Annotated in this window: 20 protein-coding genes; 10 read left to right on the top strand and 10 right to left on the bottom strand. The window is 72.7% G+C overall.

Annotated elements, in window-relative coordinates:
- Positions 1 to 148 precede the first annotated feature (148 nt).
- The gene (locus MUB56_RS10160; protein WP_244931779.1) at positions 149 to 799 is read right to left on the bottom strand and encodes a YigZ family protein; all 651 of its coding nucleotides are present in this window, start codon (positions 797 to 799) and stop codon (positions 149 to 151) included.
- On the bottom strand, positions 796 to 1,575 hold the full coding sequence (locus tag MUB56_RS10155; RefSeq protein WP_244931778.1) for a TSUP family transporter: 780 nt from the start codon (positions 1,573 to 1,575) through the stop codon (positions 796 to 798). Before MUB56_RS10155 ends, MUB56_RS10160 begins: the two co-directional genes overlap by 4 nt.
- Before the next feature lie 164 nt (positions 1,576 to 1,739).
- Between MUB56_RS10155 and MUB56_RS10150 the strand changes: the two genes are divergently transcribed.
- Positions 1,740 to 2,375, top strand: a complete 636-nt coding sequence (locus MUB56_RS10150) for a hypothetical protein (protein ID WP_244931777.1) — start codon at positions 1,740 to 1,742, stop codon at positions 2,373 to 2,375.
- 78 nt (positions 2,376 to 2,453) lie between these two features.
- Entirely contained in the window at positions 2,454 to 3,347 is an 894-nt protein-coding gene (locus MUB56_RS10145) for a cobalamin-binding protein (RefSeq protein WP_244931776.1), read from the top strand.
- A 145-nt stretch (positions 3,348 to 3,492) separates the two neighbouring features.
- Here MUB56_RS10145 and MUB56_RS10140 read toward each other — a convergent pair whose 3' ends face one another.
- From MUB56_RS10140 to MUB56_RS10130, 3 genes are read right to left on the bottom strand one after another with little or no spacing between them, the layout of a single operon-like run.
- Complete coding sequence (locus MUB56_RS10140; protein WP_244931775.1) at positions 3,493 to 5,532, bottom strand: VWA domain-containing protein; 2,040 nt, start codon at positions 5,530 to 5,532, stop codon at positions 3,493 to 3,495.
- Positions 5,525 to 6,913: a sigma 54-interacting transcriptional regulator gene (locus MUB56_RS10135; protein ID WP_244931774.1), complete on the bottom strand. Its 1,389-nt coding sequence runs from the start codon at positions 6,911 to 6,913 to the stop codon at positions 5,525 to 5,527. The genes MUB56_RS10140 and MUB56_RS10135 overlap by 8 nt, the downstream gene beginning before the upstream one ends.
- Positions 6,914 to 6,946: 33 nt before the next feature.
- Complete coding sequence (locus MUB56_RS10130) at positions 6,947 to 7,861, bottom strand: universal stress protein (protein ID WP_244931773.1); 915 nt, start codon at positions 7,859 to 7,861, stop codon at positions 6,947 to 6,949.
- 92 nt (positions 7,862 to 7,953) lie between these two features.
- On the opposite strand from MUB56_RS10130, the gene MUB56_RS10125 reads away from it, so the two are divergent.
- Both MUB56_RS10125 and MUB56_RS10120 read left to right on the top strand, forming a co-directional pair.
- The gene (locus MUB56_RS10125; protein WP_244931772.1) at positions 7,954 to 8,331 is read left to right on the top strand and encodes a YchJ family metal-binding protein; all 378 of its coding nucleotides are present in this window, start codon (positions 7,954 to 7,956) and stop codon (positions 8,329 to 8,331) included.
- Positions 8,328 to 8,825, top strand: a complete 498-nt coding sequence (locus MUB56_RS10120) for a GNAT family N-acetyltransferase (RefSeq protein WP_244931771.1) — start codon at positions 8,328 to 8,330, stop codon at positions 8,823 to 8,825. Before MUB56_RS10125 ends, MUB56_RS10120 begins: the two co-directional genes overlap by 4 nt.
- Before the next feature lie 12 nt (positions 8,826 to 8,837).
- Here the strand turns inward: MUB56_RS10120 and MUB56_RS10115 are convergent, their stop codons facing one another.
- Positions 8,838 to 10,031: a lipid-transfer protein gene (locus MUB56_RS10115; protein WP_244931770.1), complete on the bottom strand. Its 1,194-nt coding sequence runs from the start codon at positions 10,029 to 10,031 to the stop codon at positions 8,838 to 8,840.
- Positions 10,028 to 10,480 (bottom strand): OB-fold domain-containing protein, encoded by a 453-nt coding sequence (locus MUB56_RS10110; RefSeq protein ID WP_244931769.1) that lies wholly within the window; start codon positions 10,478 to 10,480, stop codon positions 10,028 to 10,030. Before MUB56_RS10110 ends, MUB56_RS10115 begins: the two co-directional genes overlap by 4 nt.
- A 334-nt stretch (positions 10,481 to 10,814) precedes the next feature.
- Between MUB56_RS10110 and MUB56_RS10105 the strand changes: the two genes are divergently transcribed.
- Positions 10,815 to 11,129 carry a GIY-YIG nuclease family protein gene (locus MUB56_RS10105; protein ID WP_244931768.1) on the top strand — a complete coding sequence of 105 codons (315 nt, stop codon included), beginning with the start codon at positions 10,815 to 10,817 and terminating at the stop codon, positions 11,127 to 11,129.
- 255 nt (positions 11,130 to 11,384) lie between these two features.
- On the opposite strand, the gene MUB56_RS10100 is transcribed toward MUB56_RS10105, so the two are convergent.
- Complete coding sequence (locus tag MUB56_RS10100; RefSeq protein WP_244931767.1) at positions 11,385 to 12,776, bottom strand: cystathionine beta-synthase; 1,392 nt, start codon at positions 12,774 to 12,776, stop codon at positions 11,385 to 11,387.
- Positions 12,777 to 12,872: 96 nt separating this feature from the next.
- On the opposite strand from MUB56_RS10100, the gene MUB56_RS10095 reads away from it, so the two are divergent.
- From MUB56_RS10095 to MUB56_RS10075, 5 genes are all read left to right on the top strand, one after another.
- A complete protein-coding gene (locus MUB56_RS10095; RefSeq protein ID WP_244931766.1) occupies positions 12,873 to 13,946 on the top strand; it encodes an SGNH/GDSL hydrolase family protein in 1,074 nt (357 codons plus the stop codon).
- Between the two features lie 99 nt (positions 13,947 to 14,045).
- Positions 14,046 to 14,789, top strand: coding sequence for an ABC transporter ATP-binding protein (locus tag MUB56_RS10090; protein WP_244931765.1), 744 nt, complete (start codon positions 14,046 to 14,048; stop codon positions 14,787 to 14,789).
- The gene (locus MUB56_RS10085) at positions 14,789 to 16,123 is read left to right on the top strand and encodes an ABC transporter permease (protein ID WP_244932380.1); all 1,335 of its coding nucleotides are present in this window, start codon (positions 14,789 to 14,791) and stop codon (positions 16,121 to 16,123) included. The genes MUB56_RS10090 and MUB56_RS10085 overlap by 1 nt, the downstream gene beginning before the upstream one ends.
- 14 nt (positions 16,124 to 16,137) lie before the next feature.
- A complete protein-coding gene (locus MUB56_RS10080) occupies positions 16,138 to 17,364 on the top strand; it encodes a histidine kinase (RefSeq protein WP_244931764.1) in 1,227 nt (408 codons plus the stop codon).
- The gene (locus MUB56_RS10075; RefSeq protein ID WP_244932379.1) at positions 17,361 to 18,005 is read left to right on the top strand and encodes a response regulator transcription factor; all 645 of its coding nucleotides are present in this window, start codon (positions 17,361 to 17,363) and stop codon (positions 18,003 to 18,005) included. Before MUB56_RS10080 ends, MUB56_RS10075 begins: the two co-directional genes overlap by 4 nt.
- An 88-nt stretch (positions 18,006 to 18,093) precedes the next feature.
- Here MUB56_RS10075 and MUB56_RS10070 read toward each other — a convergent pair whose 3' ends face one another.
- Together MUB56_RS10070 and MUB56_RS10065 are read right to left on the bottom strand one after the other, a co-directional pair.
- Entirely contained in the window at positions 18,094 to 18,963 is an 870-nt protein-coding gene (locus tag MUB56_RS10070) for a Bax inhibitor-1/YccA family protein (protein ID WP_244931763.1), read from the bottom strand.
- Positions 18,964 to 19,145: 182 nt separating this feature from the next.
- Positions 19,146 to 19,772 carry a class I SAM-dependent methyltransferase gene (locus MUB56_RS10065; RefSeq protein WP_244931762.1) on the bottom strand — a complete coding sequence of 209 codons (627 nt, stop codon included), beginning with the start codon at positions 19,770 to 19,772 and terminating at the stop codon, positions 19,146 to 19,148.
- Between the last annotated feature and the right edge of the window lie 164 nt (positions 19,773 to 19,936).

The following is a 19,936-nucleotide window of genomic DNA, read 5'->3' as shown; positions in this document are numbered from 1 at the left end:
ACTTTTCGATCGCAGACGGTGGTTGTCGCACCGCCGGCTCGGCGAGTCGAGCCCGACACGCGAGTCGCCGGTGAGTGGTCCACCTCCGACCGCCCAGCAACGGTGGACCACTCACCGCTCCCCGCGCCGCCCCGGTCCGCCGAGGTCCTTAGGGCGGGGTGTCGTCCACCCACCGCTCACCGACCGGCACGAGCTCGCCGCGGCCCGAGGTCAGCTCGGCGACCAGCGCGTGCAGGCGCTCCTCGCGCTCGGGAGGTACGCCGAGCAGCAGCGTCGCGCGGACGTCGTACGACGTGCCGAGGACGCCGACGCCGCGGGTGCGGAGCTCGGTCTCGACCCGGCCGGCGTCGGCGTGGTCGACCTCCAGCAGGTGCTCGCGCACGAGCGAGCGGCGCAGCGTGCCGGCGGCGGCGAGGCCGGCGCGGACCGCGTCGCCGTACGCCCGGACCAGCCCGCCGACGCCGAGGAGGGTGCCGCCGAACCAGCGGGTGACGACCGCGACCGTGTCGCTGACCCCGGCACCGCGGAGCACCTCCAGCATGGGCGCGCCGGCGGTGCCGGCCGGCTCGCCGTCGTCGCTGGAGCGCTCGACGGGCATCGGCATCGGACCCGGGACGCTCTGCCGGATCCTGAAGGCCGTGCAGTGGTGCCGCGCGTCCCAGTGCTGGGAGCGGAGCCGCTCCACGACGGCGCGGGCCGCGGGCTCGTCCTCGACCCGCACCAGCGTCGCGAGGAACCGCGATCGCTTGACCTCGATCTCGGCCTCGGCGTCGCGTGCGAGCGTGAGGTAGGAGCTCACCAGATCCCCAGCACGTCGCCGCCGATCCGGACGACGAACGCGGAGACGACCACGATGAAGAACACCCGCACGAACCGGGCGCCGCGCGAGACGGCGACCCGGGCGCCGACGTACCCGCCCACGAGGTTGCAGAGGCCGAGGACCAGACCGGTCTTCCACAGCACCGCACCCTGCGGGACGAAGAGCAGCAGCGCGCCCAGGTTGGTCGCCCAGTTGGCGAGTCGGGCCTTGGCGGAGGCCTCGAGGAAGCCGTAGCCGAGCAGGCCGACCAGGGCGAAGACGAAGAAGCTGCCGGTGCCCGGGCCGAGCGCGCCGTCGTAGAACCCGATCGCCACGCCGACGACCATCGCCGCGAGCAGGTGGCGATGGCCCGAGAACCGCAGCGCGGTCGCCTCGCCGAGCCTCGGCTTGAGCAGGACGTAGACGCCGACCACGACCAGCACGACGAGCACGATCGGCTCGAACGCCGACCGCGGGATCCGGCTCGCGACCAGCGCACCCCCGAACGAGCCGACCAGCGCGAGCAGCATCATCGGGAGGAAGGTGCGCGGGTCGGGGCGGACGCGCCGGTAGTACGTCGCCGAGCTCACCGTCGTACCGCAGATGCTGGCGAGCTTGTTGGTGGCCAGGACCTGCACCGGGCTGGCGTGCGGCAGCCCGATCAGCAGCGCCGGCAGCTGGATCAGCCCGCCACCTCCGACCACGGCGTCCACGAACCCCGCCGTCACCGCCGCCAGCCCGAGCAGGGCGAGCACGGTCAGGGTCGGGTCGTCCACCCGACCGATTGTCCGCGAGTGGCGTCGTACGCCCGAACCGGGCCCGAGGTTGCCCGCGATCCGACTTGGTACGGCCCGGTCCGGGAATGTCCGAGCGAACCGGACCGGCCTGCGGTTACGGTCTGTTCCAACTATCCCCACCACTCGGAAACCGGAGCACCACCATGTCTTCTCGTCGGCTGACCCGCGCGCTCGTCGCGCTCGCCGTACCCGTCCTCACCGTCTCCGCCCTCAGCGCCCCCGCCAACGCGGCCGCCAAGGGCCCGGCTGTCCCGTCCGTCGCGAAGGTCGCGAAGATCTACCCGCACCTCGCGGGCGGCACGTCCGAGCCGACCAGCTCGAAGCTCAACTGGCCCGGCAAGAAGTGCAACAAGCCGGGCAAGGTCATCAAGGGCGCGAAGGCCACCTTCACGTCGTACGTCTCGGCCGACCCGGCGGACTACGCCGCCACCGCGGCCAAGCCGATGACCTACGTCTCGGCGATGAAGTTCCGCAACGCCAAGGACGCGATCAAGTACCTGCACGGCACCTCGAAGGGCGCCAAGTGCCCGGTCAAGGACCCCACGACCGGCGGGAACGTGAAGGTCAAGATGAAGAAGATCAAGTTCCGCCTCGGCGACGAGCGCTGGGGCTACACGATCACCGCGTCCATCGCGGGACAGAAGTCGGTCAGCCACTCGCTCCTGGTCCGGGACGGCAAGTACATCGTCTCCGCCGGTGCGATGTCGCTGGACGGCAAGGCGCCCAACACCAAGAAGGCGATCAAGCTCACCGCGCTGGTCCTGAAGACCGCCAGCTGACTCCTCGCTCGATCACGACCCCCGGAGCTCACCTGCTCCGGGGGTCGTGGCGCGTCCGGAGATGGGTACCGTCGTCCCGTGCGGATCGTGTCCCTGCTGCCGTCCACCACCGAGATCCTCTTCGCGCTCGGCGCGGGTGAGGACGTCGTCGGCGTGACCTTCGAGTGCGACACCCCCGCCGAGGCGCGGCAGCGGCAGATCGTGTCGACCTCCACCATCCCGGCGGGCCTCTCCCCCGCCGAGATCGACGAGTACGTCGGCGCCGCACTGGCCACCGGCGAGGACCTGTACCACCTCGCCGACGGCGCGCTCCGCGACCTCGACCCGACCCACGTGGTCACCCAGGACCTCTGTGCGGTCTGCGCGGTCGAGGTCTCGGCGGTCGACGACGCGCTCGAGCGCCTCGGCTGCAACGCCTCCGTGCTGACCTACGACCCGCACACCGTCGACGAGGTGCTCGCCTCGATCATCTCGCTGGGAGCCGCGATCGGCCGGACCGGACCCGCCGACGCGCTCGTGGCCTCGATGTGCGCGCGGCTGGACGCGGTCGCCGCCCGGGTCGACGGCCGGCCCCGGCCGCGGGTGGTGGTGCTGGAGTGGACCCACCCGCCGTACGCCCCCGGGCACTGGATCCCCGAGATGGTGCAGCTCGCCGGCGGCGAGCCGGTGCTCGGCACGGCCGGGGCGAAGTCCGTCCGCGTCGACTGGTCGGCCGTGCACGACGCCCGCCCCGACCTGGTCGTGGTCGCCCCGTGCGGCTACGACCGGGCCGGCGCGCAGGTCCAGGCCGACGAGCTGGTGGCTGCCGGCCTGCTACCCGGCGTACCCGTGCACGCCGTGGACGCCGACGGCTGCTGGGCCCGCCCCGGTCCGCGGATCGTGGACGGCGTCGAGGAGCTCGCCGGGGTCCTGCACGGCGTGGCCGTCGGTGGCTCGGCGGTCGGTGGCTCGGCGGTCGGTGGCTCGGCGTAGTTCTGCGTGCATCGGCGGGGGCGCATCAGCAGTCACTCAGGTCACACGGCTCGGGCAAAGCCGGACGTTCTGGGGGGAAATTTCGGCGCAGAACGTCCGAATTCACCGGTTAACCGGTGAATTCGCGCACCGGCCCCATCCCGACTCAGTCCCCCACCCAGAACCCGCGCCCGCCGAACCAGTCGCCGTACGCCGACCCGGCGGGACCCGAGCCCTGCTCGCGCGAGCCGAGGTAGGAGCCGACGACGGCCGCGCCGAGGTCGTCGAGCTCGGGCGCGACGACCCGGCCCTCGACCCGCTGCGCCATCGAGTCGACGAAGCGGGCCAGGCCCGGGTCCTCGCCGAGCCGGAAGAACGTCGTCTGGGCGCCCAGCCGGCGCGAGTTGTCGAGCTCGCGCACGGCGTGCGCGATGGTGAGCGGGTGCGGCGGGTAGCTGAAGAACACCTCGCCGTCGGCCTCCAGGTGCGAGGTCGGCTCCCCGTCGGTGACGACCAGCAGCACCGGCTGGGCGTTGGGGTGCTTGCGGAAGTGCCGGTTGGCGAGCAGCAGCCCGTGGTGCAGGTTGGTGCCCTTCTCCCACATCGCGTCGAGCGCGGTGAGCTGCTCGATGTCCATCACCTCGGCGTGCCGGCCGAAGCCGATCAGCTGCAGGTGGTCGCCGCGGAAGCGGGACTTGATCAGCGTGTGCAGCGCCAGCGCGGTGCGCTTCATCGGCACCCAGCGACCGTCCATGGCCATCGAGAACGACGTGTCGACGAGCAGCGCGACGGCGGCCTGGGTGCGGGCCTCGGTCTCCTGCACCTCGACGTCGCCGATCTCCATCAGCGGACCCCCGGGAGAACCGGCCCGGCGGAGGGTGCCGTTGAGGACGGTGCGCGGGATGTCCCACGGCTCGGTGTCGCCGAACGCCCACTCGCGGGTCGACCCCGACAGGTCGCCCGCGGCGCCGGCCCGGCGCAGGTCGCGCTGACCCTGCCGGCCCGACATCTTGTCGGCGACGTCCTTCAGCAGGGCCTTGCCGAGCTGACGCATCGCCTTCGGGGTCAGCTGCAGCTGGCCGGTGGAGTCGCGGCGCATCGTGCCCTGCTCGCGCAGCGCCTTCTCCAGCTGCTGCAGCGTCTTCGCGTCGACGGCCGCCTGGTCGCCCAGCTGGCGGGACAGCTTGTCGAGGTCGAGGTCGTCCATCCGCGCGCCGCCGTACGACTGGGAGAGCTGCTCGGACAGCTCGTCGAGGTCGGCCAGGTCCTGGAAGACGCCGGTGCCGTCGCCGAGGCCCAGCCCCTGATCGCCGTCCATCCGCTCCGAGCCGCCCCAGTCCTCGCCGGGGCGCAGTGACTGCAGGTTGCCGTCGAGCCGCGACAGTCCCTCCATCAGCTGCGGCGAGCCGAAGGCCTGCGCCGAGAGCTCCATCAGCTCCTGGCGCTGCTCGGGCGTCATCGAGTTCAGCATCCGCTGGGCGGCAGCCGCGCGCTGGGCCATGGCGTCGAGGAGCTCGTCGAGGTTCTGCGGGTTCTCGGGGAAGAAGTCGCCGTGCTTGTCCATGAAGGACGCGAAGTCCTCGGGGGTGTCGATCCCCTGCTGCCGCTTCTCCAGCAGCTCGTTGAGGTCGCCGAGCATCTCATTGATCGCCGCTCGGTCCTCGTCGGTGGCGTTCTCGAGCGCGCTCTTCATGCCCGCGAACCGCTGGTCGAGCAGCTCCCGGCCGAGGAGGTCCTTGATCTTCTCGTAGTCCTCGCGGGCCTGCCGGCTCTGCCAGTCGTACGACGACAGCTCGCTCACCGCCGCCGCGGGGCTCGGCGGCAGTCCCTCCAGCTGCATCTCGCGGAAGGCGCGGTCGGCGTCGTCCATCATCGCGTCGCGCGCCAGCTGCTTGCGCTCCTCCAGCACGGCGCGCTCCAGCAGCTCCTTGACCTCCTGGAGGGTGCCGTCGAGGTTGTGCCGCTGGAGCAGCTCCCGGCGCTTCTCGGCCACCCGGCGGGCCAGCTCGTCGAGGCCGGCCTGGTCGCGGCCGCCCCGGCGCAAGAACTCCCGCATCGCCCGCTCCGGGCTGTAGCCGGCCATCACGTCCTCGCCGATGGCGTCCAGGGCCTCGGCGAGGTCGACCGGCGGCGCGAGCGGGTCACCGCCCTCGTAGCGCTTGAAGCGGGATCTCGACAAGCTCGATCGACGGAATCGGTCAGCCATAGACGGTCTCCGTGCCGGCGGAGTCCTTGCCGATCTTGCGGGCGAGGTAGAGCCCCTCCAGCGCGAGCTCGATCGCGGCCGCGCGCTCGCCGTCGTTGGTGGCGCCGAGCCGGTCGCAGACCTCGTCGTACAGCTCCGACTCCCCGAGCACGGGCAGCCCGGTGAGGAAGTCGCGGGCCGTGACCCGCTCGCCGGTCGAGACCATCTGGCCGGACTCGAGCGCGTCGACCAGCAGCGCGAAGTCGATGCCGCGGAAGTGCTGGCGCACGGTCTCTGCCGTCGCCGTGCGGAGCAGGTGGGTGAGAATCTCGGTCTCGCGGCCCTCCTCGCCGGACTCGAACTCGATCTTGCCGCCGAGGACGTCGACCGCGGTCTCCAGGTCGACGACCCGGGCCACCGCCACGTCCTCGTGGCAGACGCTGGCGCGGTGGATGGCCGCGGCGGCGATGGTCTCGGCGCCGGCGATCGCGAACCGCGCCGAGACGCCGCTGCGCTGGTCGACCGAGCTCGACTCGCGCAGGTTGCGGGTGAACCGGGCCAGGACCTCGACCAGGAAGTCCGGGACCTCGGCGACCAGGTCGGCCTCCTGGCGGATCACCGCGACCTCGTCCTCGAGCTCGAGCGGGTAGTGGGTGCGGATCTCGGCGCCGAAGCGGTCCTTGAGCGGCGTGATGATCCGGCCGCGGTTGGTGTAGTCCTCGGGGTTGGCGCTGGCCACGACGAGCACGTCGAGCGGGAGGCGTACGACGTACCCGCGGATCTGGATGTCGCGCTCCTCCATCACGTTGAGCATCGCCACCTGGATGCGCTCCGCCAGGTCGGGCAGCTCGTTGATCGCGACGATGCCGCGGTGGCTGCGCGGGATCAGGCCGTAGTGGATGGTCTCCGGGTCGCCGAGCGAGCGCCCCTCGGCCACCTTCATCGGGTCGACGTCGCCGATCAGGTCGGCCACCGAGGTGTCGGGGGTGGCCAGCTTCTCGGCGTACCGCTCGTCACGGTGCCGCCACTCGACCGGCAGCGCGTCGCCGAGCTCGGTGGCCCGGCGTCGCGAGGCGTGGGTGATCGGCTCGAAGGGGTGCTCGCCGAGCTCGGAGCCGGCGATCACCGGCGTCCACTCGTCGAGCAGGCCGATCATGGTCCGCAGCAGCCGGGTCTTGCCCTGACCGCGCTCGCCGAGGAGTACGACGTCGTGGCCCGCGATCAGGGCACGCTCCAGCTGCGGGATCACCGTGCTCTCCAGGCCGTGCAGGCCCGGCCACGGGTCCACGCCCGCGCGGAGCATGGCGAGCAGGTTGTCACGGATCTCGGTGCGCAGCGGCTTCAGGACGTGGCCCGAGGCCCGGAGGTCGCCGACAGTGCTGATGGTGGGAGCGGAGGTCACCCGCCCAACGTACTCAGCATCTCAACCGATGGGTTACGCGTCCGTTTCGGCGTCGTGCGGCACGACGGCCACCGCGCCGTCGGCACGCTCCACGACGGTCGGTGCGACGGGCACCCGGATCAGGCTGCGCAGCGCGGTGGTGCGGCGCAGACCGATCACCGTGAGGTCGCGTCCACGGGAGGCCGCGACGAGCGCCTCGTCGACCAGCCCGCGCCACAGCGCACGCTCGACCTCTACGTCGGGGTACTTCTCCCGCAGCCCGCTCATCGACTCCGCGATCATCAGCTCGAGGTCGGCGTACGCGGCCATGCCGTCGGCGGGGACCCGGTGGGCCGGGAGGGTCGCGGACTGCGCGTCCCAGAAGCAGTGCACGACCGTGAGCGGCAGCCCCCGCAGCGAGGCCTCGCGGAAGGCCAGCTCCAGGGCCGGCTGCGACGCCGGGGTGCCGTCGACCCCGACCAGGATGCCGCCGGTCGCCTCCTCGGCGCCGGGCCGCACCACCACGACCGGGCAGTGCGACTGCCGGGACACGGCCACGCTCACCGACCCGAGCAGCAGGCTGCGGACCGGTCCGCGGCCGCGGGACCCGACGACGATCATGGTCGCCGTGCGGGACAGCTCCTCGAACGCCTCGCGCGCGTCGGCCTCCACCAACAGCCGGTGCACCTCGAGCCCGGGCCGTACGGCGAGCACCTCGTCGCGGACCGTGTTCAGCAGCTCGGCGGCCTCGTCCTGGATCGCGGTCGCGACGGCGCGGTGGTCGATGCCGGCCTGGTCCAGCCAGTTCCCGCCCTGCAGGGTCCAGGCGTGCACGAGGACGAGCGGTCGCTGACTCAGGCCCGCCTCGGTGGCGGCCCACCGCACGGCACGCTCGGCGCCCTCCGATCCGTCGACACCGACGACGACGGTGCCGGCAGGAACGGCGCTGATGCTGGTAAAAGTCTCCATGGCCCCATTGTGCCGTCGGCGGAATCCGCCCGTCAGAGGCGGTCGGCCTCCACGAGACCGGACCTTGGTCCTCGACCGATAGCGTCGCCGTCATGCAGCTCCAGCGACCCTGCCCGTGCGGCTCCGACACGACGTACGACGGCTGCTGCGGCCGCCTGCACCGAGGGTCCGCCCAGGCGGCCAGCGCCGAGGAGCTGATGCGCTCGCGGTACTCGGCGTACGCCGTCGGCGACCTCGATCACGTCTTCCGCACCTGGCACCCGCGGACCCGCCCGACCGACCTCGAGCCGGACCCGACCCTCACCTGGACCGGGCTGCGGATCCTCGGCGCGGGCGAGGACTGGGTGGAGTTCGTCGCCGCCTACGAGCGCGGCGGCGTGCCCGGCGAGCAGCACGAGCGCTCGCTGTTCGAGCGCCGGGCCGGCCGCTGGGTCTACGTCGCCGAGACCCCGACGGACGGTCCGTCGTGACGACGGTCCGCACCCGGACGGCCGCGGACCTGCCGGCGCTGGTGGACCTCCTCGCGCGGCAGCAGGCGGGGTCGCACTACCCGTTGCGGTGGCCGCTGCCGTTCCCGGTCGAGCAGTTCGTCGTCCGCGACACCGAGGAGGCCGCGTGGGTGGCCGAGGTCGACGGTGAGGTCGTCGGGCACGTCACCGTCGCGCGGGTGGCCGACCCCTCGGCCTTCCGGACCGAGGGGAAGCTGGCCGCGGTCTCGGTGCTCTTCGTCGCCGACGAGGTCCGGGGCGAAGGCGTCGGTGCCCGCCTGCTCGACACGGCGGTGGACTGGATCCGCGCGCGCGGGCGGGTCCCGGTGCTCGACGTCGTACCCCGCCACTCGCGGGCGGTCGAGGTCTACCGCCGGCGCGGATGGGTCGAGGTCGCGCGCCAGCGGCCGGACTGGCTGCCCGCCGCCGAGGCCGACCTGATCCTCATGGTGCTGCCGGCGCCCGCCGCGGGGTGAGCCGCACCGTCCTCAGACGCTGAGGATGACCGCCGAGCCGTGGCCGAAGAGACCCTGGTTGGCGGTGATGCCGACCCGCGCACCCTCGACCTGACGGCCGGTCGCCTGACCGCGCAGCTGCCAGGTGAGCTCGCACACCTGGGCCAGCGCCTGGGCGGGGACGGCCTCGCCGAAGCAGGCCAGCCCACCCGAGGGGTTGACCGGGATCCGCCCGCCGATGGTCGTGTCGCCGGCGCGGAGCAGCTGCTCGGCCTCGCCGCGCTTGCACAGCCCGAGGTCCTCGATCCAGTCCAGCTCCAGCGCGGTCGACAGGTCGTAGACCTCGGCCACGTCGACGTCCTCGGGGCTGATGCCGGCCTCCTCGTAGGCGGCGAACGCGATCGACTCCTTGAAGGTCCGCTCGGGGTCGCCGGTGGCCGCACTGGAGTCGGTGGACAGGTTGGGCATGTCCATCACGGTGTTCGGGAAGGTCGGGGTGACGGTCGAGACGGCGGCGACCCGCACCGACGAGTCCAGGCCGTGGCGTGCGGCGTAGTCGGCGCTGGTCAGGACCACCGCGGCCGCACCGTCGGAGGTCGCGCAGATGTCGAGCAGGTGCAGCGGGTCGCTCACGACCGCGCTCGACATGACGTTCTCGACGGTGACCTCCTTGCGGTACCGCGCGTTCGGGTTCTCCAGGCCGTGGCGGGCGTTCTTCACCTTGACCTGCGCGAAGTCCTCCTGCGTGGCGCCGTACAGGTCCATGCGGCGGCGGGCGTAGAGCGCGAAGTAGGCCGGGTTGGTCATCCCGAGCAGCCGGAACCGCAGCCAGTCCGGGTCGTCCCACCGCTCGCCGGCGTTCGGGGCGAGGAAGCCCTTCGGGGTGGTGTCCGCACCGACGACGAGCGCCACGTCGCACAGCCCCGCGAGGATCCGGGCGCGGGCGGTGTCGAGGGCCTGGGCGCCGGTGGCGCAGGCGGCGTACGACGTCGCGACCCGCGCGCCGTTCCAGCCGAGCGCCTGGGCGAACGTCGCGCCGGCGACGTACCCGCCGTAGCCGTTGCGGACGGTCTCGCCGCCCACGATGAAGTCGACGTCGCTCCACGCGACCCCGGCGTCGGCGAGCGCGGCGCGGGCGGCGTGCACGCCGTAGGTGACGAAGTTCTTGCCCCACTTGCCCCACGGGTGCATGCCCACCCCGAGGACGGCGACTGCGTTCGTGCTCACTGGTCGGCCTCCTGGCCCAACTCGACGACGGGCTTCCAACGCCAGATGCTGCGGTCGCCGCTGTCGTCGGCGTACAGCGTCTCGACCACCAGCTCGACCTCGGCGCCCACCTTCAGGTCCGCGACGCCGTAACCGGCCGCGACCTGGCCCAGCACCGTCAGCCCCTCGGCCAGCTCGACCGCCGCGAGGGCGAACGGCTCGAACGGGTCGGTGACGGGCACGTACGGCGGCGGCGGCTGGTACTGCGCGTCGGTGTAGGACCACACCCGACCGCGCCGCGACAGCTCGGTCTCGGCGAACTCCTCGCCGTCACAGGCCGGGTTGCGGCAGTACGCCCCGGCGGTCAGCGGCGGGAAGTACACCGTGGTGCAGGTCGTGCACCGCGACCCCACCAGCGCAGGCTCGGGCCCCGTCGTGAACCATCCCTCGACCGCGGGTGTCGCCGTCATCCGTCGCCTCCTGAGAGCTGCCGATTGAAACGCGTGTTGAGGATAGTCATCCTCCCCCGGGCCGAGTCCTCCTGGACGACCAGTCCCAGTGACTGGCAGTGGATTCGGCCTCGACCGACGCCGCCCCTCGACACACCGGGTTTCGAGGCTCCTCGCTGACGCTCGTCACACCTCAACCAACGTCAACCAACGCTGGTTGAGGCGCGAAGCCGCGCTAGCGGGTGAGCCTCGAAGCCCCGTACGCCGACCAGCAGCCGTCATCACCGACCGACTCCTGTCCACAGCCGCACGATCGCGCGGTTGCGACTCACGCAGCCCCGGGCGAGGCTCGCTCATGCCCTTCACCTACCTCCTCCGCTGTGCCGACGAGACCTTCTACGCCGGCAGCACCTGGGACCTGGACGCGCGGTTGTGGCAGCACAACCACAGTCCCGATGAAGGCGCGGCGTACACCCGCCGTCGCCGTCCGGTGCAGCTCGTGTGGAGCGCGTGGTTCGACTCCATCGAGCAGGCCTACGCCTTCGAGAAGCACATCCAGGGCTGGAGCCGCCGCAAGCGCGAGGCGCTGATCCGAGGTGAGTACGACGCGCTCCCCGACCTGTCGCGGAGGGCGTCCGTGCAGCGGCGGCTGCGCGAGCAGGGCGGCTGATCACCCGATCGATGCCGACGCTCGGCTCACCGGGTTTCGAGGCTCCTCGCTAGCGCTCGTCACACCTCAACCAGCGTCAGGGGCGGGCGTCGTACCTCGTCACAGCTCAACCAGCGTCCGGCGCGGGCGTCGTACCCCAGCCCCCCCGCACCCGACGCCGACGCTCGACTCACCGGGTTTCGAGGCTCCTCGCCAGCGCTCGTCACACCTCAACCAGCGTCTGGCGCGGGCGGTGTACCTCAACCAGCGTGGGTGTCAGGTGCCGGCGAGAAATCCGAGGAGGTCCTGGCGGGTGAGGACGCCGACGGGCTTGCCGTCCTCGTGGACGAGCACCGCGTCGGCGGTCTCGAGGAGGGCGACGGCGGCCGAGGCGTCCTCGCCGGACCCGATGGTCGGGAGCGGGGCCGACATGTGGTCGGAGACCGGGTCGGCCAGCTTGGCGGAGCCGGCGTACAGCGAGTCGAGCAGCGCCCGGTCGGAGACCGAGCCGACGACCTCGGCGGCCACGACCGGCGGCTCGGCGCGGACGACGGGCATCTGCGAGACGCCGTACTCCTGCAGGATCGCGACCGCCTCCGCGATGGTCTCGCCGGGGTGGGTGTGCACGAGGTCGGGCAGCCGACCGTCCTTGCCGCGCAGCACCTCGCCGACGGTGCGGACGGCGGGGGCGTGGCCGCTGGGGAAGCCGTACTGCGCGAGCCACCCGTCGTTGAAGATCTTGCCGAGGTAGCCGCGGCCGGAGTCGGGCAGCAGCACCACGATCACGGCGTCGGTGCGGCCCTCGGCGGCGAGCTCCTCGGCGAGCTGCTTCGCGGCGTACGCCGCCATCCCCGAGGACCCGCCCACCAGCAGCGCCTCCTCGCGGGCCAGCCGCCGGGTGTAGGCGAAGGAGTCGGCGTCGGAGACCTCGATGACCCGGTCGGCGATGTCGCGGTCGTAGGCCTCGGGCCAGAAGTCCTCCCCCACGCCCTCCACGAGGTACGGCCGCCCGCTGCCACCGGAGTAGACCGAGCCCTCCGGGTCGGCGCCGACCACCTTGATCTCGGGGTTCTGCTCCTTCAGGTAGCGCCCCACGCCGCTGATCGTGCCGCCGGTGCCCATGCCGGTGACGAAGTGCGTGATCCGCCCGTCGGTCTGCGCCCAGATCTCGGGCCCGGTGGTCTCGTAGTGCGAGCGCGGGTTGTGCGGGTTGGAGTACTGGTCGGGCTTCCAGGCACCGGGCTGCGAGGCGAGCCGGTCGCTGACGTTGTAGTAGGAGTCGGGGTGCTCGGGTTCGACCGCGGTCGGGCAGACGACGACCTCGGCGCCGTACGCCTTCAGGACGTTGCGCTTGTCCTCGCTGACCTTGTCGGGGCACACGAAGATGCACTTGTAGCCCTTGGCCTGGGCGACCATCGCGAGCCCGACGCCGGTGTTGCCGGACGTCGGCTCGACGATCGTGCCGCCCGGCTGCAGCGCCCCGGACGCCTCGGCGGCCTCGATCATCCGGGTGGCGATCCGGTCCTTCACGGAGCCGCCGGGATTGAGGTACTCGATCTTGGCCAGCACCAGCGGACCCTCGGCGCCCGCGAGCGCGTCGAGCGACCGCGAGAGCCGCAGCAGCGGGGTGTTGCCGATCAGGTCCAGGAGCGAGTTGGCGTACTGCACCCTCTCAACATAGGGCCGAACCACCGCCCCACGGCAAACCTCTCGGTGTGGGGCCCGTCGCGGTGACTCGTCAGTAGCCCTCCGTAGACTCGTGCCGTGGGCAAAGCGGGAGCAGCACGCAAGCTCGCCTCCGCTGCCGCGTACGGCGGAGGCGGCCTCTCCGTGCTCGGCGGAGCGCTGTACGGCGTCCTGACCGCCGAGGCGCGGCTGGCCCGCCGGACCATCGGCACCATCCGCAAGGACTCGGTCCCCGACCCCACCGGCTGGTACGGCCGCGGGCGCCCCGGCCCCGCGATCAAGCTGGTCGTGCTCGGTGACTCCAGTGCCGCAGGCTACGGCGTCGAGCGGGTCGAGCAGACGCCCGGGGCGATGCTGGCCAGCGGGATCGCCGAGCACGCCGACCGCCGCGTCTACCTGCGCGACTTCGCCGTCGTGGGCGCCAAGTCCTCCGACCTGGCCGAGCAGGTCGACCGCGCGCTGCCGATCGAGCCGGACATCGCGATCATCCTGATCGGCGGCAACGACGTCACCCACACCGTGGCCCCCTCCGCCTCGGTGCGCTATCTCCAGGAGGCCGTCCGGCGACTGCGCGGGACCGGCATCGAGGTCGTCGTCGGCACCTGCCCCGACCTCGGCACGATCAAGCCGATCGCCCCGCCGCTGAAGCAGGTCGCCCGCGCCTGGTCCCGCCGGCTCGCGGCCGGCCAGACCATCGGCGTCATCGAGGAGGGCGGGCGGACCGTCTCCATCGGCTCCATCCTGGGCCCGGAGTTCGCGGCGGCACCGGCGATCCTCTTCGGGCCGGACCAGTTCCACCCGTCTGCCCAGGGCTACCGCGCAGCGGCGGGCATCCTGCTGCCCTCGGCACTGGCTGCGCTCGGGGTGATCCCCGACGACGAGGAGCACCTGGAGGGCCTCCGCGGCGAGGCGATCATGCCGATCAGCGCCGCCGCCGTACGCGCCGTGAACACCCCCGGCACCGAGCTCGACGGTACCGAGGTCGGCGGCAACCGGCTCGGCGTCCGCGGCCTGTGGGTCGAGCTGCGACACCGCCGCCACCGGCCGCAGACCGAGGGCGAGTCGCCCGAGGAGTCCGACCAGCAGCCCGGAGAACACCCCGGAGAACGATCCGGCGACCAGCCGGACGAGCTCGAGCACGCGGAAGGGTAGGCCTAGACCCACCCCTCCTGGCGGTCCAGCACCATCGAGACCGCCGTCGCACGCTCCTAGCGTCGGGATCACCGAACCGATCCCACCCAGGAGCTCCCGATGAACCAGCACCCGCCCGCCCTCGAGGTCCACGACCTCGTGCACACCTACGGCGCGGGGGCCGCCGCCGTACGCGCCCTCGCCGGCGTCGACCTCACCTTCGAGCGGGGCACCTTCACCGCCGTGATGGGCCCCTCCGGCTCCGGCAAGTCGACCCTGCTGACCTGCGCGGCCGGCTTGGAGCGCCCGAGCGGCGGTCGGGTCGTCGTGGCCGGTCGCGACATCACCGGCTGGGACGAGGACGACCGCACCCGCTTCCGGCGCGAGCAGGTCGGCTTCGTCTTCCAGGGCTTCCACCTGATGCCCTACCTCACCGCCGAGCAGAACGTCGGGCTCCCCCAGCGCCTCGCCGGCGGCCGCCCCGACCGGGCCCGGGTGGCCGAGCTGCTGGAGCGGGTCGGACTGGCCGACCGCGCCGGCCATCTCCCGAGCGCACTCTCCGGCGGCCAGCAGCAGCGGGTCGCCATCGCCCGGGCGCTGCTCACCGACCCCGCCGTCGTACTGGCGGACGAGCCGACGGGCGCGCTCGACTCGCGTACCGCCGCCGACGTTCTCGACCTGCTCCGCTCCTGCGTGCGGGACCTGCGCCAGACGGTCGTGATGGTCACCCACGACCCGGTGGCGGCGTCGTACGCCGACCGCGTCGTGTTCCTCGTCGACGGCCGAGTGGCGGGCCACATGGACGCACCGACCGCGGACGCCGTCGCCGGCCAGCTGGCCCATCTCGACGAGCTGGTGGCGTGATGACCGCCCTCGCCCTGCGCTCGCTGCGCCACCGGGCACCCGCCTCGGCGGCGACCTTCCTGACCGTGCTGCTCGGCACCGCCCTGATGGGCTCCTTCGCCACCCTCCTGGAGACCTCCCGCGGAGCCGAGGTCTCCACCTCCGACGCCGAGGCCCTCGGCACCATGGCCGTGGTGGTCGGGGCGTGGGGCACGCTCATCGTGCTGTTCTCCGTGGCCTCCACGCTCGGGATCACCGTGCGGCAGCGGGTCGCCGAGATCGGGCTGCTGCGCACCATCGGCGCGACCCCACGACAGGCCCGGCGGCTCATCGGCCGCGAGGTCCTCGTGGTCGCCACCGTCGGCGCGCTGCTCGGCGCCCTGCTCGCCGCCGTCGGCGGTCGGGCCCTGCTCGCCCTGTTGACCGGTCCGCTGGTCGCCGACGACGTCGCGTACGACGCCGGACCGCTCTCCCTGGGCGTGACCGCGCTGGTGGTGGTCGGGACCAGCCTGCTCGCGGCGGCCGTCGCCGGGCGCCGCGCCACCCGTGCCCCGGCCGCGGTGGTGATCCGGGACAGCACGACCGAGACCGGCGGGATGCGGTGGTACCGGGTGCTCGCCGCCGTCGTCCTGATCGGCTACGGCATCGGCATGGGCGTCGTCACCGTGACGATCAGCGCCGACTCGGAGGACCCGATGACCGCGATGGCGACCTCCGGCTCCGCCTCCATCCTGGTCGCGGTGGGGCTCGCCCTGCTGGCCCCGCTGCTGCTGCGGTGGCTCGCACGCCCGGCGGCCCTGCTCCGCGGCCCGACCGGCCAGCTGGCGGCGTCGACCACCTCCCGCAGGTCGCACCTGCTCGCCGGCGTGCTCGCGCCGGTGATCGTGCTGACCGCGACGACGACCGGGGTCCTGATGCTGGTCGGCACCGACGGCCGGACCATCGACGACTTCGGCTACGTCAATCCGGAGGCCGACACGATCAACCTGCTCAACAACGTCGTGGTCGGGATGATCTCGCTGTTCGCGGCGATCATGGTGGTCAACGCCTTCGCCGCGGTGGTCAGTCACCGACGGACGGAGCTGCACCGGCTCTGGCTGCTGGGGGCGACGCCGCGTCAGGTCGAGCGCTCGATCCTGGTCGAGGCCGGCATCGTGGCAGCCGTCGGCGTCGTACTCGGGACGATCGCGGCACTCGCCACGGTGGTGCCGTTCGGCATCGCGCGCGACGAGGGTGTGCTCCCCGACGGCCAGCTGTGGCTGCCGCCGCTGGTGGTGCTCGGCGTCGTCGCCCTCACCCTGGCTGCGGCCCGCGGCGCGGTCGCCCGAGTGGCCCCGACTGCGGTCGTACGGTGACAGACTCGCTCGCGATGAAGCTCCCCGCGATCACCAGCATCCGGCCCGGGCCGGTCGACGAGCGCGGCCTCGTCGACCGGCTGCGGCTGACCCTGGTCGCGGCGGGGACGTTCTTCCTCGGCTTTCCGGCGTTGATCCTCGCCATCCTCACCCTGCTGTCGGTCGCGCTCGGCCCGCTGGGGGTCGGCTTCGTCCTCGCGAACGCCGTCGTCCCCGCGACCGAGGTGCTGGCCCGGCTGCACCGCCGGCTCAGCAGCGCGCTGCTGGGCGAGCAGGTCGAGGCGTCGTACGCCGCCACCGCAGACCGCGGGTTCCTCAGCCGGCCGCCGGTCTGGCTGCGCGACGGGAACCGCTGGCGCGACTTCGGCTTCCTCGCCTTCTCCGGCACCGGAGGGTTCGTGCTGTCGGGGGTGCCCGCGCTGCTGCTCGTCACCCCGTTCGTCCACCTCGGCGGCCTGATCATCGACGGCAGCCTGATCTGGCTGCTGACCCTCGTCATCAGCTCGGTCTGCCCGCTCGTCTGGTGGGTCGTCACCCCGCCGCTGGTCCGCGCCCGGGCGCGGACCGAGCGCGGACTGCTCGGCCACTCGCGGGTCGCTGACCTCGAGCGCCGGGTCGAGCAGGTCGAGGAGACCCGGGCCGAGACCCTGGACCACTCCGCGGCCGAGGTGCGCCGGATCGAGCGCGACCTGCACGACGGCGCCCAGGCCCGGATCGCGGCCGTCGGCATGAACGTCGGTCTCGCCGAGAAGCTGCTCGTCTCCGACCCCGCGGCCGCCGCCGAGCTGCTCCGCGAGGCGCGCGAGACCACGGTCTCGGCGCTGGAGGACCTGCGCTCGGTGGTCCGCGGCATCCATCCGCCGGTGCTCGCCGACCGCGGGCTCGCCGGGGCGCTCGAGGCGCTCGCGCTGCCGTTCCCGATCCCGGTCACCCTCCGGCTCCAGCTGCCGGCCGGGCTCCCGGCGCCGGTCGAGTCGGCGGCGTACTTCGCCGTCGCCGAGTGCCTGGCCAACACCGTGAAGCACTCCGGCGCCGCTCGCGCCTGGATCACCGGCGAGCACCGCGACGGAAGGCTGCGCCTTGTCGTCGGCGACGACGGCCGCGGCGGCGCCGATCCCACCTCCTCCGGTCTCGGCGGGGTGGGCCGGCGGCTCGCCGCCTTCGACGGCACGATGACGGTGCTCAGCCCCTCGGGCGGACCCACCGTGGTGACGATGGAGGTGCCGTGCCGGACGACCTGAGGGCCGTGCTCGCCGAGGACCAGGCGCTGCTGCGGGTCGGGCTGACCCGGATCCTGGAGACCTGCGGCATCCGCGTCGTCGAGGCCGTCGACAACGCCGCCGCGCTCGCCCGCGCGCTGGCGCGCGACGACTTCGACGTCGCGGTCGTCGACGTGCGGATGCCCCCGTCGTACACGAACGAGGGCCTGCTCGCCGCGGTCGAGGCGCGCGCGGCCCGGCCGGGGCTGCCCGTCCTGGTGCTGAGCCAGTACGTCGAGTCGCTCTACGCCCGCGACCTGCTGGCCGGCGGCGAGGGCGCGGTGGGCTACCTGCTGAAGGACCGGGTCGCCGACGTCGACGGCTTCGTCGGCGCCGTGCGCCAGGTCGCCGGCGGCGGCACGGTGCTGGATCCCGAGGTGGTCGCCGCGCTGGTCAGCGCCGCCGGGCGCGACCGGCCCCTGGCGCGACTCACCCCGCGCGAGCGGGAGGTGCTGACGCTGATGGCCGAGGGGCGCTCCAACGCCGCCGTCGCGGCCCGCCTCTTCCTGTCGGAAAAGGCCGTCGGCAAACACACCACCAGCATCTTCACCAAGCTCGACCTGCCTCCCGACACCGACGACAACCGCCGGGTCCTCGCCGTGCTGGCCTGGCTGCAGGGCTGAGGCGGGTCGGGTTTCAGGCGCACCCCGGGACAAGCCGAGGGGCCCCGGGCGGATCGCCCGGGGCCCCTCGTGGTGAAGCGGTGCTGCGTCAGTCCTGGCTGAAGATCGCCAGCAGGCGCAGCAGGTTGGTGTAGATCCAGACCAGGCTCACGGTCATCGCGAACGCCGCGCGCCACGACTCCCGCTCGGGGATCTGGTTGGCGACGCCCTGCTCGACGAAGTCGAAGTCGAGGATCAGCATGAACACGCCGAGCACCAGGCCGGCGATGGCGGTCAGCATGCCGAGGCCGCCGAAGCCGAACAGGCCGATGCTCTGGCCGAACATGCTGAGCACGAGCTCCATCAGGCTGAGCGCGACCATGCCGAACATGGCCGCCACCACGAAGGTGCGGAACTTGGCGCCGACCTTGATGTTGAGGATCTTGTACGCCGCGAGCGTGCCGGCGAAGGCCGCGAAGGTGCCGATCACCGCGCCCTGGACGACGCCCTCACCGAACTGGACGTTGAACAGCTTGCTCAGCGCACCGAGCGCGACACCCTCCAGGAGGGCGAACCCGATCACGAGGCCGGGGCTGATCACCCGCTTGAACGAGTTGACCATCGACAGCGCGAACGCGCCGAGGCTGCCGATCGTCAGCGCCGCGATCAGCGGGCTGAGGTCGTCGGCGTTCGAGGCGGGGGTGATCTCGGGCGTCAGGATCCAGGTCGCCATCGCCGCGACGATCACGACGCCGATGGAGATGCCGGTCTTCTGGACGACCGAGTCGATCGTCATCGGCGCGCCGGAGCGCGCGGGGGTCTCGACGGAGCCGGGCTCGCCCGTGCCCCACGTGGACGGGTCGGAACCGTAGCCCTGGTAGTTGGCTCCGTTCCCGGCGTACGTCTGGTTGCCGTAGGCGTTCGCGCCGGAGCGGGAGAACTCCTCCGAGCGGCGGAACACCGGGTTGTTGCTCTGCATGGTCTCCTCCTTGGAGGCCGGGGGGCGCCCGTCGCTCTGACGGGACACCGATACGGGGTCAGCCTAGTGACCTCACTGGACACAACGCACGGTGCGGGCCGTGCGTTCCCTGTCCAGGAGCCGAATAAGGACCACTCTCCTCCCCGTCGCGCGGATCGACAACCGCCTGCGGACAGGTGCGGCTACGCCCGGCGGACCGCCCGCACCACGGTGTCGGTCACGGTCGCGGTCCGGCCGTCGCGGGTCTCCTCACGGGTGGGCGCGTCGGCGACCTGCACGTCCCAGTCGGCGGGGTCGAGCAGCGCGGTCACCTTCTCCGGGCCGAAGAGCAGGTGGGCGAGCCGATCGTTGCGCAGGCCGGTGCCGATGTCGGCGGGGTGGTGGGCCGAGACGAGCAGGGTGCCGCCGGGTCGTACGGCGGCCGCTGCGGCGGCGTACGTCTGCGCGAACGCCGGGTCGGGCAGGTGCAGGAAGTGCACCGAGACCAGGTCCGCGCTCGGCAGCGGGTCGCCGGCGAGCAGGTCCACCCGCTGCCAACTGCAGTGCCGGGCGACGCCGTTCTGCTCGGCGTGCTCGGCGGCGCGATCGAGGGCGACCTGCGAGACGTCCACCCCGACGGCCTGCCAGCCGTGCCGCGCCAGCCAGACCACGTCGGCGCCCTCGCCGCAGCCGACGTCCAGGGCGGTGCCCGGCCGCAGACCCGCGACCTGCTCGACCAGGCGGCGATTGGGGTTGCCCGACCAGATCCGGTCGGAGCCGGCGTACCTCTCGTCCCAGAACTGCTGGGTGAACATCTGCTCCTCAGTCATGGGACAAGACTGCCGCTTCAGGTCCACCTGAACGCAAGTCCTCCCCGCGATTGTCGGCGGGCCCTGGCAGGGTCAGACCCGCTCGGCCCGTCGCCCCCGGACGACGGGCGTCCGTGACACATGATGGGATCAGCAACGTGGCAGCGACGTCGGCGGAGGTGAGC

It is taken from the genome of Nocardioides sp. W7, from assembly GCF_022919075.1.
GTDB lineage: Bacteria > Actinomycetota > Actinomycetes > Propionibacteriales > Nocardioidaceae > Nocardioides.
The sequence above is the reverse complement of the archived record's forward strand: the minus strand, read 5'-3'. Positions and strand labels throughout refer to the sequence as shown.